Origin of the sequence: Brasilonema sp. UFV-L1 (genome assembly GCF_012912105.1) — a bacterium.
In the GTDB taxonomy this organism is placed as follows: domain Bacteria; phylum Cyanobacteriota; class Cyanobacteriia; order Cyanobacteriales; family Nostocaceae; genus Brasilonema.
In genome coordinates this window covers 13,651-27,281 of sequence record NZ_QMEA01000094.1, presented here as the reverse complement: position 1 = coordinate 27,281, position 13,631 = coordinate 13,651, and the positions used below count along the sequence as shown (strand labels likewise).

The 13,631-nt window shown below is 41.3% G+C and carries 14 protein-coding genes; 5 read left to right on the top strand and 9 right to left on the bottom strand.

Features of this window, described 5'->3' with window-relative positions; genetic code table 11:
* Window positions 1–9 precede the first annotated feature (9 nt).
* Window positions 10–1,494, bottom strand: coding sequence for an IS1182 family transposase (locus DP117_RS23500; RefSeq protein ID WP_169220657.1), 1,485 nt, complete (start codon window positions 1,492–1,494; stop codon window positions 10–12).
* A 165-nt stretch (window positions 1,495–1,659) separates the two neighbouring features.
* On the opposite strand from DP117_RS23500, the gene DP117_RS23495 reads away from it, so the two are divergent.
* Entirely contained in the window at window positions 1,660–2,130 is a 471-nt protein-coding gene (locus DP117_RS23495; RefSeq protein WP_169220656.1) for a ribbon-helix-helix domain-containing protein, read from the top strand.
* A 71-nt stretch (window positions 2,131–2,201) separates the two neighbouring features.
* Here DP117_RS23495 and DP117_RS23490 read toward each other — a convergent pair whose 3' ends face one another.
* Both DP117_RS23490 and DP117_RS23485 read right to left on the bottom strand, forming a co-directional pair.
* Window positions 2,202–3,425 (bottom strand): caspase family protein, encoded by a 1,224-nt coding sequence (locus tag DP117_RS23490; RefSeq protein ID WP_248277787.1) that lies wholly within the window; start codon window positions 3,423–3,425, stop codon window positions 2,202–2,204.
* Window positions 3,361–3,765, bottom strand: a complete 405-nt coding sequence (locus DP117_RS23485) for a helix-turn-helix domain-containing protein (protein WP_169220655.1) — start codon at window positions 3,763–3,765, stop codon at window positions 3,361–3,363. Before DP117_RS23485 ends, DP117_RS23490 begins: the two co-directional genes overlap by 65 nt.
* Window positions 3,766–4,010: 245 nt before the next feature.
* Between DP117_RS23485 and DP117_RS23480 the strand changes: the two genes are divergently transcribed.
* Together DP117_RS23480 and DP117_RS23475 are read left to right on the top strand one after the other, a co-directional pair.
* Window positions 4,011–4,472: a hypothetical protein gene (locus DP117_RS23480; RefSeq protein WP_169220654.1), complete on the top strand. Its 462-nt coding sequence runs from the start codon at window positions 4,011–4,013 to the stop codon at window positions 4,470–4,472.
* 14 nt (window positions 4,473–4,486) lie between these two features.
* Window positions 4,487–5,902 carry a hypothetical protein gene (locus DP117_RS23475; RefSeq protein ID WP_169220653.1) on the top strand — a complete coding sequence of 472 codons (1,416 nt, stop codon included), beginning with the start codon at window positions 4,487–4,489 and terminating at the stop codon, window positions 5,900–5,902.
* Between the two features lie 484 nt (window positions 5,903–6,386).
* On the opposite strand, the gene DP117_RS37360 is transcribed toward DP117_RS23475, so the two are convergent.
* Both DP117_RS37360 and DP117_RS23465 read right to left on the bottom strand, forming a co-directional pair.
* Entirely contained in the window at window positions 6,387–7,202 is an 816-nt protein-coding gene (locus tag DP117_RS37360) for a hypothetical protein (RefSeq protein WP_169220652.1), read from the bottom strand.
* 6 nt (window positions 7,203–7,208) lie between these two features.
* Window positions 7,209–7,772 (bottom strand): hypothetical protein, encoded by a 564-nt coding sequence (locus DP117_RS23465; RefSeq protein ID WP_169220651.1) that lies wholly within the window; start codon window positions 7,770–7,772, stop codon window positions 7,209–7,211.
* A 602-nt stretch (window positions 7,773–8,374) separates the two neighbouring features.
* On the opposite strand from DP117_RS23465, the gene DP117_RS23460 reads away from it, so the two are divergent.
* Together DP117_RS23460 and DP117_RS23455 are read left to right on the top strand one after the other, a co-directional pair.
* Window positions 8,375–9,499, top strand: a complete 1,125-nt coding sequence (locus DP117_RS23460; protein WP_169220650.1) for a DUF932 domain-containing protein — start codon at window positions 8,375–8,377, stop codon at window positions 9,497–9,499.
* Window positions 9,500–9,704: 205 nt separating this feature from the next.
* On the top strand, window positions 9,705–10,640 hold the full coding sequence (locus DP117_RS23455; RefSeq protein WP_169220649.1) for a hypothetical protein: 936 nt from the start codon (window positions 9,705–9,707) through the stop codon (window positions 10,638–10,640).
* A gap of 55 nt (window positions 10,641–10,695) precedes the next feature.
* Here the strand turns inward: DP117_RS23455 and DP117_RS23450 are convergent, their stop codons facing one another.
* From DP117_RS23450 to DP117_RS23435, 4 genes are read right to left on the bottom strand one after another with little or no spacing between them, the layout of a single operon-like run.
* Window positions 10,696–11,394 (bottom strand): methyltransferase, encoded by a 699-nt coding sequence (locus tag DP117_RS23450; protein WP_169220648.1) that lies wholly within the window; start codon window positions 11,392–11,394, stop codon window positions 10,696–10,698.
* Window positions 11,387–12,355, bottom strand: coding sequence for a DNA (cytosine-5-)-methyltransferase (gene dcm, locus DP117_RS23445; protein WP_211176299.1), 969 nt, complete (start codon window positions 12,353–12,355; stop codon window positions 11,387–11,389). Before dcm ends, DP117_RS23450 begins: the two co-directional genes overlap by 8 nt.
* A gap of 48 nt (window positions 12,356–12,403) precedes the next feature.
* A complete protein-coding gene (locus tag DP117_RS23440; protein WP_169220646.1) occupies window positions 12,404–12,928 on the bottom strand; it encodes a ParB/Srx family N-terminal domain-containing protein in 525 nt (174 codons plus the stop codon).
* Window positions 12,925–13,614 carry a MarR family transcriptional regulator gene (locus DP117_RS23435; protein ID WP_169220645.1) on the bottom strand — a complete coding sequence of 230 codons (690 nt, stop codon included), beginning with the start codon at window positions 13,612–13,614 and terminating at the stop codon, window positions 12,925–12,927. The genes DP117_RS23440 and DP117_RS23435 overlap by 4 nt, the downstream gene beginning before the upstream one ends.
* Window positions 13,615–13,631 lie beyond the last annotated feature (17 nt).

Sequence of the window (13,631 nt, the reverse complement as noted above, 5' to 3'; positions counted from 1 at the left end):
GTATTGGACTCAACCGAGAACCGCTATAGTACCCTCAACACCAGATCTTTTAGCATACTGCTCCTTAAATTCAGGAGTTTGTTGCCGCACTCTAGCATTAAAAAGAGCTTCATGTAATTCTTTGGGACGTAAAGTTAAGGTTCTGACTCCGGTTTTATCTTTTGTACAATCAAGACGTGATGGACAATTCTGACAATCAGATTTTTTAAACCTAGCTACAACAACTGGTTGAGAATAAAGATTTAAACGATTTGTCCAAGAGCTAGACAATTTACCTAGAGGACAACGGACAACTTGTTGTGACCAATCTATTTCAAAATCTGCCAGTCCAAAACCATTTCCGGCACGTGATTGCCATTGGGAATCACCAGGAGCAGGACCAACTAAATCAACGTTATACTTCTGTTTAGAATCCACAAGTAATTGAGCATCTATGTAGCCAGTATCAACCAAATGCTCTGTTGGTAGAATCTCTCTTTCAGTTAAATTTTCATGAAGTTCATCAATAATTTCATGATCTCTATCACTTGTCGGTGTAGTTTCCACATAAGTAATTAAGTGAGGTGCATCCTCGTCACAAGTTTCACTCAAATGAACTTTATAACCAGTCCATGTAGTGGTACGTTTATTTCCTCTTCTGGCATCCGGGTCATAGGGAGAATTAATTATAATGGATGGTGGAGGAATATCGTCGGCTGACCGTAATTTAACTACGTCGTTTTCAACAGAAAATTGTTGTATCCAAACCAATCTCAGAATCTCTACAGCTTCTACTTTACACAGCCAACTAGGAGCTAAATCAGACCAAATTGCATCTAATAAATAGACTCCATCAGTACCAATTCTTACAGCTTCTGATGTACGTTCTTCTCGATTAGAAGGTAGTCGAGAGTCTTCAAATTTTCTTCCATAACGTTCGTACCATTCTGGTTTGGGAACTATCGTTTGCAGCCAATTTGGTGCAACAACAGCCAATGTATTCAAGGCATAACGTAAAGTTTCACCTATATTTTCTAAGCGGCTCAATACACGGATCGCTGCTAGAACATGAGATGAATCTGTACGTTGTTGTTTAGGAGATTTGAGCAACCCTTTTTCGACAAAACAAGTCAGCATCAAATCAAGTAATTGTCTCTCGTGTGATCCGTCGATTAAACGAGAGCGGAACTCGCTTAAAACTGAAAAATCAAAACCAGGGTCAGTTAATTCTAGCCCCAAAGCATATTTCCAATCAATTCGACTACGAACAGCATCGGCGGCTTGTCTATCAGTTAAACCTTCAGCATACTGCATCACGGTCACTAAAGCTAGACGGGCTGGTGCTATGGCTGGTTGTCCACGCCGAGGAAATAAAGGAGCGAACGCGTAATCGCAATAAAATACTCCTAACTCATCCCGCATCCTGATATATATGCTTCCCTTCGGAAACGAAGCTTTAGCAACACGGGCAGTTTCGTCTGGAATTGGGAAGCCTGGTTCCGGTTGTAGTGACATCGTTACATTCCACACCCTGGTTTTGTTTGGCTTAATTTTATTGAACCACCACAGGTATTATCTAGCAAAAGTCTATCAACAGAATGATAAGACTTTTAACACATTTGTCTATCAAATAACTAGACTGACTTATGATAGACAGAAGCTAGACTAGGGAGAAAAGTCATGCAGGATAAGAAGCGGATTCAAGTAAATTTTCGGCTTGATGAAAATCTTTTAGCTGCTATACAAGCTAAATGTAAAGCAGAAAACATCTCTCAAACTGACTTTATAACTCAAGCTTTAAAAGCTGCTATAGAAAACGATGCTTCTCTGAACAATCAACTTTCAAAAGCTTTATCGTGCCTTACATTACGTTTAAGCCATACAGAAACTTGTCTAGCAAATTGTCTAGCGCTACAACAGCATCTATCAGAGCGTATAGCAAATTTAGAAAAGCAATTGATGGGGGATTTGCAACCAGCCCAGGAAGAACTGCTATCTAAAAAACATCACCAGCTTTCCCCAACTGCTGATTTAGCAGCTATCAGCGATCGCATTCTTGTTGAGATGCGCTTAGGTAAACAAGCTCCAGGATACAAAGCTGCTAAAAAAGCTCTCTCACGTTTTATTAGTGAACTAGGTGGAGACTCCTAAACGATGCAAACGCCCTCAAGGCTATCCTAACCTGCTTGTTCCACAGGTTTATTTTGAATTCGCCAACAAAGTCACTTATTTACCGCACCCATCAAGCACTCAAAAAACTGCTGCCGTTTGCTATGATCTTGACATAGGGTAAAAACTTCCTCAAATTGATCCGCCACCAGCACTACTCGCTCAGCGTTTGCATTGTTAATCAATTGTCCTAATCCATCTGCTCCTTGGGCTGCGAACAAGGATGCCCGTGCATTGTCTGATAACTCCGAATCCACGAATACCTTTGCCAAATTTTGGAGCGGATGCTCTCCAGGGGTAAATGGTTTGTAAATTTTCCAGCGATTGCTGCTTGGTATTTTCTCTCCTAAATACAGTTGATAGAGTAACCCGGCTCTAACAACAGAAGATTTACCACTCCCGGATGCTCCCAGTACGGCAAGGAAATTGCTTTCTTCTACCTTTTCTAACAGCTGATTTGTTAATTGAGTGCGCCCATAGAAATATCTGGGGTCTATTGCTTTTTTAGGTTCTTCCGGATTGAAGTCAAAATATTCCAACCCCTTGTAGGGGCAGATTTTGGATAGAACTCCGTCTTTGCCAGTGAGAATGATTTCGCCATCGTTACGTATGACAGGATGTTGTGGCGTGTGTTCTAGTTTCTGTTTAATGAAATCTTCTAGGGTGTAGTTAGTCACCAACTTATTTTCTTTTTCTATGGGATCAAGAGCTTCCAACAAAGCTTTTGTCAGAACTTCCCCAGTAGCTGTCTCGAACTCACGACACGCAGTAATAAAACAGCGATCGCGTCCTTTGTGCACCTCACCTAAATCCGTCATCAACGCCCCACTATGGCAGCAATCAAGCCAAACAATCTGCTGCCTCACCTGACTATTTGCCAAAATCTCCTGTAACTTTTTGATGGTGATACCCCTCTCTTTTCCCGGTCTAGTCTCACCAGTAGCAAGAAAGACTTCTTTTCCGTCTTCATCCTCCTTTAGCAAACCATGACCAGCAAAATAAAGCACTGCTGTGTCAGGAATTTTGCCATCTTTGGTCGAGAACAGTCTGTTAATAGCATCCTCTAGATGTTGTTGCTTAACCAGTCCATCTGGATCAACTAGCCGTTCCCCCTGCTTATTGGGCAATCGGTACACCTCAAATTCACCATATTCCTTCAGAAGTTTTGCTACTTGCTCAGCATCTTTTGCTGGTGTCGAGAGGTTTGTGTGACTAGGATATTGATTGATGCCAACGACCAAAGCTTCCCGCTTCATATATTTGATAATATCGTCCATAATCCTCTGGTTGTGAACACGCCAACGCAAATAAATCGACTACTTGCTCCATACTAAATTTCGTAGGCGCACCACTACGTTCTGAGTCTTGTAATCTCTCAATTACCGGTAAGGAGCGCTCGCTTAACTCTAACCATCGATCTCGCCATCTACGAGCCATGACTCGGTTGATGTTTAATTGTCGTGCAATTTCTCGGTTATTTTTTCCTTCATCTGCCAGCAAGATAATTTTGGCTCTCAGTACGATTTGTTGTTGTGCGCTATGGCGATTTATGAATTTTTCTAGTTCTAAGCGATCGCACTCACTTAGGGTTAAGGATTTTGGAGCTAATTGTGCCACCTCTTCGTTCCTTGCATTCTGCTCTTATTACTATTTATCTTTCTTGCTTGCTTAGTATCTCATACTATGGGTCTGTTACTTACGCCGCGCTGTACTAGTGCATTTTGAAACATAGAGTAGTCCAGGCATTTTGTCCGCTACTACCTGCTAGGAGCATCTTGCTGCCACTACTTTAAAAACTATGGTTCTCAAAATAGATGTGGTTTATCATCTATATTATCCCAGATTAACTCATAGGTTAAGTGATGTGTGTTAACACTACTTTACTAGCTTTGCTATTAGCGTTGAAAGAGTTAGATGTCCCTTTGAATCTTAAGGAAAAAGATGCATTAAAAAAGGCGAGTCAACAGCTTGAACTCGACCCTGGAGATTGGAATTACATTGAACAAGGCTTGATGCGGGTGATTTCGGCTAATTCTTCCTTACATCAGCAGTATCAAGCAATCAAAGTTAAGTTAGACGAAATCGATGGTAACATCCTACTCAACTTACTACCCACGAAAGCTGAACTTGAACAGGAATTAGCAACTGATAGTACTCGTGAAATACGCGGTTACAAACCAGGGGAGTCTGCTGAATCTGATAGTAACATTATTATCAACAGCATGGTATCCGTCACTCTGAGAAGTGATGACCCTCCTGCTGCTATCAAAAAAAAGAGCTTTCTTGATCGGATCAAGAAATGGCTCGATCAAAAACCTAACTGATATTTACTAACTTCATGGCTAATCTACTCTATCTCACTATCGATTTGTATCGCTACTATTTGCGAGAGTCATTGGGGCAAAATCCTGATGAATTTGAGAAAAAACGCCAATTGTTCGCTGAAAAACTCCCAGTAAGTATTCGCTTCTCTATCATTGAAAATGACAACCAGTTTGAAACCGAATTATTTAAGCTACTTGGAAAACAAAAAACCGCACCTTTGACCCTAGAATCTCGAGATTATGAGGGGTATTACTATCCGGTGCAACTCAATGATACTTATGGACTATTACTCGACTGCTCAGTTGCAGATCAAACCTATCCTTACTCAGTTAGTACCATTAAAAATCTTAAAGAACTGATTGACCAAAACCTGAATAATCAGGCAGCTACTCTAGGAGAAACCTGGCTAATTTATGGTACACTGCCAAATGATAATTCTCCTAACCAAAACCCTGAAATCATTGCCCAAAAATGCTACCAAGCCCTCATTCCCAATGCTGATTGGGGAAAAAACTTGCAAGGAAAAGGCTATTTTTTAGGGGGAAATATCTTTGAACTTTGGCAATACGGCTTCAGGATACCAGAAGCTGGCACTATCGATTCAATTGATTCATTACCTCCAGAGAGTATTGAAGATAACCATCATATCATTATTGCCATCTATCCAGACCATAAAACTGCTGAAAAAGCGGCTGATTTTATTAATGATTGGATGTGCTTGTTTTGTTATCGCAGCAAAATAATTTGGTCTAACAATCAAAGCAAAATCATAAAAAAATATTTAAAGCGAGATTTTATAGGAATTCAAGACTGTATCAAGTTTTTAAGGAAAGAAAAACCAGAAAAAATTCACTTAAAGAAATTGCATAAAAATCTAGAGAAAGCAGAAAATATATTTTCTCACTATGCGATTGACATAACATACCTTAATTATCAAACCAATACCATTGAAATTAATTTACATAATTATTGCCAGTGTCTAGATACCATACAAAAAACATCAGCCTCAGATCCAAGCAATAATGACCTAGAGTTTCTGAAAAAGTTTAGTCAACATACAGAAACAAAATATCTCCGACAATTGCAAAAAGACTCTCATAATTTTAGTAAAGGCTTGGAACTTTTGCAGGTTGCTGTCAATTTCATTCGATCTGAGGTAGAAGTTGACAAAGCCCAACGCGACCATAACTTCCAAAATACTGTCGCCATCGTCGGTGTGGGGTTGGCAGCAGGTTCCCTGGTTGCATCTCTAGATAAACTCGGTGAGGCTCCCAATGATCCTATTAGGTCTGTCTTAGCCACATCTTTGCCAGAACCAAAACCCTGGTGGTTCGAGCCTGCTATACCATTGGTATATGGTATTGGAGCAGCCATTATAGCCGCCGCATTGACTTCGCTGGTTATTAGGTTGTGGCCGCGATCACGTTAATTAAAGTAAGTTCGACGAGTTGAAAAAGGGACAAAAAAGGCGAGCAACTGTAATAAGCGGTATTTTATTTATTTATATAACATATGATTTGTGTTCTAAATTCTGTAATCAAAGTAAAAAACTAATAGTTTAAGTTTCGACTCATTAGTCAGATCCCACTGCACCAAAGGGCATTTTGTTGTAAGGTTCACAAAAAGCGGGTTATTTTTGACAGAGCGCGTAGCGATCTTGCCGAAAATAACCCGCAACCATGAAGACAATTCAAATAAACGCCCCTAAAAATGTTTTGTAAATACCAACTTATAACCGATTGTTGGGAAAACGAGAAAAATCTGGCATACTGGCAGAAGCCCTAACCCTTGTTGGGTCGAATTTCACCGTGTGTCTGCCCTGGATACCTTCTGCGATCGCCATTCACCGAAAGTTGGTAAAAGTGCGATTCGTTAACAGTTTAGAATCTCCTGCGATTCCATTCAGGGAGATGTCAAAGGCACAATACAGCATCTCCAGGTTCTATATCACCTGCTTTGATATAGCCTTTGCCCTCTACCCAAACTGGATGGTCGTTTGTGCATTCAAGGATACTGCCATCCTCTAACTCAATTTCTATAATTTCCCTACCTGGGTTTTCTTCATATCTGAGTATGGGTTGCCATTCGACTTCGCCCGTTTCATGGTTGAAAGTTGCTACGTCAACGTCAAGCTTTTTGTTAACGATGTCGCCAATAGGAATTTCACCCCGCGATGTCGTTATCCTCTGATGTGATGGCAAACAAATAATATAAGTTCCCCCGACGCCAGTCACAGAACCGTCCAAACCACGGGCATATATAATACCACCAGAGTTGTTGCTATATTCCGTGATGCGGTTCCGATTATCACTAAGAACGCAGCGACCGCGTGACAAACGCTGATACCATTCTGATTCGATGACCTGTCGGCGCTTGTAGCTCAGATCGTTTGCCAAAGGAGTCGAATAGCTCATGCATAGGAACGACGCCCAAGGCTGACGTAACCATACCCAGCATGGGAAAAAGACAGATACAAGTAATGATTTCAGCGAGCGCGGCATGACATTGACGAGTAAGCGTCTAGTGTTGCCGAGTGCTACATCAGTCAAAATTTCTGCTATGTATGCATGATGCCAATTCCAATCCAGGGGCGTGTTAGGCTCCAAAACTGCCCACGCCCCTGGATGCTTGTCATCATATCCTCTGATAAATTTCTCAAAGTCACGTCTGAGAATTTCCCTAATTGCTAACTCTCGCCGTGCTAGTTCTTGTTTGTTAAACTGTTCCACAATTAACTAACCACCGCTGGCAATTTTCTCTAGCTCCTCATCAGATAACTGTGTAGGGTCAAATAAATCAGCATCAATCTCTGTAGACATCGGCAAAACATTGATGACGCGCTCGCCCATCCTATCAGCTAACACTTTTACTGTTTGATGATATACTTCAGGTGGTAAATTTTGATAAGCGTACATCATTAAATCAATCAGCTTGTTGTCTACTGCTACCTCGATTTTTTGTGTGTTCGCCCATCTCTCAGGACGCTGACGCTCTAACCACCACGCCGCTGCCCTCCAGTCGTTTGTGGATGCCGTCATGATGCGAGCGCTTAACGTTATTTCAGCCGCTACAACCGCTCGGTTCAACTCTTCTGCAAACTCTGCAAACTCATTGCTAGTAGGACGCTCATGTGTGCCTTCACCACGCCGTACCCACTCGCGTACAGTCTTATGACTAACCCCCGCATAATAGCAAGCGTTCTCAATCCCTACGCCCGCTTTAATCGCTTGTAACAGTTTTTGTTTTGTTTCTTCTGTTAACTTAGACGGTCGTCCTGGTCGAGCCGCTTTTTTGCTCATATTACCACGTTAGAGAAATCTTTCTTTTACGATATCAGATTAAGTTAAAAATTTCTTTTATTCACCCTTGACTTTTATATGTCTATTATGACATAATAAATAAGCGTAAATCACTAAAGGGTAAGTGAAATGACAAGCGTAACAACTGATGTCAACACCCCTGCCTAAAGACGAGGGGCTTCCAGCCTCAAATCTTTAGGATTAGTTGACCAGACTGAGTACCTTATGTACTACGTTAACGGGGAGTGTTCAAGTTCCTACCTTGGAATGCGAAGCCAGTTCCAAGCTCTAGAAATCAAGGATTAAACAGGTTTAAAGGGTTAAGCCAGTGTCTTTGGTATAGTTACCGACCGTTAACATTGTCGAGGCTAACTTTACTCCCGTAAGGGAAGGCTCTAAGGAGCAAAGCCATTATGCGTACAGGGTGAACAACTTGAAACGGTAATTGTCCCGTTGAAAGTGCATCACAACAGCACACCGAGTTAAGTAATCCCAAGGCGGTAATGGTATTTACAGATATAAAGCCGGCTGTTTTAACAGCCGTGTCGTGTTTCCTCCGTGGTCTAAAGACACACGGTTTCCACACTCCCGGAGACTTTTAGATGATTATTGATTCATCTTATGACACCTTTGACTTAAAGTTTAACATTGATACGAGTAATCAGCAATACGAGCAAGGTTTTCACTTTGACAAAGAAGCTGTCAAGAAAGCGAGCGCAGAAATTAAAGGACGTTTACGCCAGAACGGTTACAAAGGACTTGTAAATGATAACTATTATAAAGGTGTAGGTGCTGCTGTAGAGTCTAACTGGTCGCTAGACCACAAGCTGCAAGCTGCTAATCTAAATTGGTCTGTTGATACTTCTATTCTTAGATACGGTGACAAGCTGCAATTCTTTGACACTAACAATCAAGCCGTATATCGCTCTGACACAGGTACTCTATTCTCTGTCACTAGCGATACTTGGACACCATTCCAAAATGTAGATGTTGTTAATGCTTTCGATGAGTTCTGCAACAGTGCCGGGATTGAGATGGAACGGCTAGGACATCTGCGTGAAGGTCGTCTAGTGTTTGCGAGCGCAGTAGTTAACGAGTCTTGGGCAGTTATGGACACTGACGACATAATAGCCGCTCGACTGTTGCTGACTAACTCACATGAATACGGCAAAGGTTTAACAGTAAAGCTCAACGCAATTCGTTTAGTATGCTGTAATGGCATTACACGTAAAGTCTCTATTGGTCAGCGCTCACTTTCTCACACCAACGGTTTTAGTAAAACAGCAGTACAAGCAATCCTGGAAAGCAGCAAACAAAACTTTGTTGACCTGGGCTTGCTGATTGACAAACTCGCACAGACTCAAGTTAATAATCGTGAAGCGCGTGAGATTCTTGTTGAAACACTAGGCGATCGCAATGAACAAGGCAATCTCGTACAATACGATGACCAGAATCGTCTAGTACAGTCCAGCTTTACCGCGTTCGCAAATCATACGTCAATCGGCGCTCACTACGAAACTAGCCGGGGTACTGCTTGGGAATTGCTCAACTGTGTCACAGAACAAATCAATCATCACAGCCGTAGCGCTGGCGAGACTCACATGAACTCTATGTGGAACGGTGGCAAAGCACGGATTGAGAGCAAAATGGTTAACGCCCTTGCGCTCGCTTATGTCTCTCCCTCTCGTAACAAACAAGCGCAAACCGTCGGGGTAAGCGCTTTCTAAAATACTAAGTTTATTATTGTTGTAAATCTTACAGAGGCTGTACATAACAGCCTTTTTTACTTTATAACATAATCGTTATTGTATCGTCTAAGAAAGATTTCTCTGACGACAAGTCGCAATTATTCCAACTTTTCAGCGTACCATTTTTTATAGATATATAGAACTTTTCAAAAAATATTGTTTTTCACCCTTGCGGCAATATGACATGCCTGACATACTTGAGATAGAAACAAAACAAGAGGAGAAACAAATGCAAGCCATCAAATATCCAGAACTCGCTCAACAATTTATAAATTCAGGTTTTGAACTACTCAAGCTCGGTAAAGCTGGTTACATCGTTAACCACAACGGTCAGAAAATACGCTTTGGTAATTTACAAACTGCTGGAAACTGGTTAAACGAGCGCATCACGGAACGTCAGGAAGTCATCAAGGCTCAAACATGGGGCGGCAGTGTTCTGACTCAGTTCGTTCTTCAAGCAAGTCTAGCAGCATTAGAGCAAGCATGGTCAGTACAGCTTGCAGCTAAAGAAGAAACGCAAGAAACCACTGTTACTACTATATACACGACAGCAAACGCGATACATGATATACCAGAACTGACATTAGAAGCTGTAGAACTTGATTTGATGAACGGCAAAAAACGCCGTTGGCGCTCTGTCAAGACTTTAGATGCTGAAAAACAATTGGCTGTATACAAAGCACAGAACGCGAGCGCTGTAGATGCTAAAGAATGGGAAGAAATCAAAGGTTTTCAAGTGCCTGTTAAAGGCGAATTGTTTGATGATTTAGGCGGTTTTATCTCTAAATCTACAGAAGAAAAAGATAAAAAAGACAAGCCTGAAACTGTCAAACCTGAGCAAGTATCCGACCACATTGGCGCAAATGGCAAGCCCAAAGCAGTGAAGACAGAAGACGGAATATATCAAGCAGGCAAGACAGTTAAAAGCGTTCGCCCTGGTTCTAAGATTGACCAAATTATTAACTTATTGCGTGAAGGCGCTACTATTGAACAAATTAATGCCGAAGTTGACACAAACAAGAAAATGAGTGCTAGTTACATAGCTCAACGTCTCGCACTACGTGGTTACGGCATGGCAAAGGATATTGTAACTAATCGATATTTTTTGTTAATTCCCTAGACAAAGAAAAATATCGTCAAAGAAATCTTTCTTTGACGATTACATCAAGAACTTACTACTTAATAGCTAACCAACCTGCAAAATTAGACCAGCGCCAGATGCATTCTACTTGATGAAAACCAGCGTTTTTTAATGCTTGTTCATTAGCGCTCGCAGTCCAAGGTACTAGCACACCTTCAAGGCTTAATCGTTTACGCTGTATCTCATAATCTGAATAGCCGTTTTCTGCCTTTAATTCATAATAAATGTTTGTTATGAGATCATCAACTGTAGCTGTCGCTCCGATGACCTTTTCTACTAACACAAATGCCCCATTTCTGTGCAAGCTATTATAAATACGTTGTAGCAACTTCATTCTATGCTCTACAGGAACAAATTGAAGTGTAAGGACAGAGAGTACAACACTAGCTTTAACATCTAGGAACTGCGAGCGCAAGTCTAAATCATGCACTGTAACGTTTTTGTAATCAGCAAAACGCTCTGTCAAAGCTGCAAGCATTGAAGGTGAATTATCAATGAGATGAAATGAACACTCAGGAAGTTTTACAAGCGGCGCGACCGCCTCACCCTTACTTGCACCTATATCTATCAATACACCACCCTTTGAAAGGAATTTAAGCGCAATTGCTGACACAAGCGCTCTCATATTGGAATAGTCAGGTATAGAACGTTGTAACATTTCGTCAAATGCATCAGCTACACGCTCATCAAATCGCCACTGATTAGCTGGGAAAACAATATCTTTGTCATGCATGAATGGACACCTTTAGTAGTTGATTGCTGACAACAGTTGCGAGCGCTCGCATTAGAAACGGTGGTACGGCTCTGCCTAGTCTCTCCCATTGTTCCGAAAGGTTACCGGGCAAGTAAAAATCGCTTGGAAATGTGCAGATGATTTTAAGTTCATCAATTGTGAACTGCCTGCGCTCGCCTTGCATTGTTTCAATCCAGCCGCCGCCGCTAAAGTATGCTGTTTCTTTGCGCTCGTAGTCGTTTGCCATAATAGTGGGCGATGCATTTAAGCCAGCAGCTTTGTAGTTATTAGCTTTGCCGCTAAACTTGACGAGTTTGATATGAGGTAGCACGTCCTTGACAGTGTAATGATATTTCAAGGGTGAGGGAAACACAGGTTCTAGTCCTAAGTCATTACGGAAGCCCACATAAAACAAGCGTTGACGCATCTGAGGAACGCCCAACCATTGAGCATCTAGAACAGATGCCTTGACCCTGTAGCCGCAGTTTCTAAGCGCTTCTATAATGTCTAGAAAATAGCCTTTAGCAGCGCCTTTGACTAATCCAGAGACGTTCTCAGCTATAAATGCTTTGGGCTGCAATCCTTTGAGGATTCTTGCATACTCAAAAAACAAATCATCTGAGCGTTGACTAACATCTCCTGAATACTTTTTGGTTTTGCCCCAGCCCTTTGAGCGAGCGCCAGCCGTGCTGAACGAAACGCAAGGCGGAGAACCCTCCAGGATGTCAATCTCTCCTATCTGGTTCAAGATGTCCTGGGCTTGCACTTCTCTGACATCTCGCGTATCTAAATAGGTTCCTGGATGATTCGCTTTATATGCTGCGATCGCTTCGGGTACAAACTCAACGGCATACTTAACGTTAATTCCAGCCATCTTAAAACCTAACGAGCTACCCCCGCAACCACTGAATAACGATGCTGCGGTTAAGCCGTTCTTCTCTATCTCTGCAATCTCTTTCATGCTTGGGATTGCAAACTCAGGTTTATTCATAAGTCCATCATTTTGTTTCTATGATGTAGATTTTTTTGTGGAAATTCTAAAGCCACACTTGGGACAGGTAATATCTAATTCCTGCCTCATCTTGTTCTCGTCAACCTCGTTAAAGTCGTCAGGTGATTCTACTTCTTTAAGCAAGCTGTCAATTTCGTCAGTGTCAAAGCCTGTAAGAGGCAAATCAAAATCAGCATCTAACAGACTTTGTAACTCCATTCTTAAAAATTCAGAGTCCCAGTCTGACTCAGCAAGACGATTATCAGAAAGCCTGAGCGCTGTCTTGTCTTCCTTGGATAATCCAATGCGTCTAATTACTGGGATAAGCTCTAGACCCGCCCTGATAGCGGCTTCTCTCCTAGCATGACCTTTGATAATTTCATTATTCTCATCAATAACAACGGGCTGGTCAAACCCAAAATGCTCTATCACTTGTTTGAGCTTATCTATCTGAGACTCAGGATGCAATTTAGGATTGACTGGACAAGGTGTCAAAGTATCAGGACTAAGCCACACTATTTCTAGATTTTTTAATTTATTCATAAATCTCTGTGATTACCGTTGCTCTTTAACCAACAAAATTTACTATGTCCATGTTCGCCTTTAATGTGTCTAACTTGTGTCTGTATCACTCCCTCTTTTTCTAGTTCATCAATCCAGTGACAAATTGTTGAGCGCGATCGCTTCATCAAATCTGCAAGTTCGTTTATCTTTAACTCTCCATGTACCTCTAAATAGTCTGATATCTTGTCCTTGAAATTGCCTCCTAAATGAATTTTAAGCAGTTCTTCACGCTCAACAGTTGTATACACCATTGAACTATTTGAACCTACGCGAGCGGCTACAATTTCACCGTCTCGCCGCATTTCCCATAAAGCGCGTTTGACTTGCTCAAATTTTTTGCTATGTTTGACATTCTCATAAATTTCTAATTGAGTATAAAAACCAGTTGACAAATAATTTAAAACTCTCTTTTTAAAAAGATACTGCTGATTTTTAGTTGGATAATTATGTTTATTAGCTTTGCGCTTGCGTTTAGCCTTTTTAGGGGCTAAAACTTCTCCTATAGACACTTGTGTTGCAGTTTGTATACCTTGAAGACGCAAGCTGTTAAGACAGTCTTGACAAATACACTCATTATTGTACTTGCCAACTATTAAACGAAAATGGCGGATAATTACAGTACACCAGCCATAAAAATGTTTTGTTTCAAGTTTGATTTTTGACATAGCAATCAGCCTTAAAG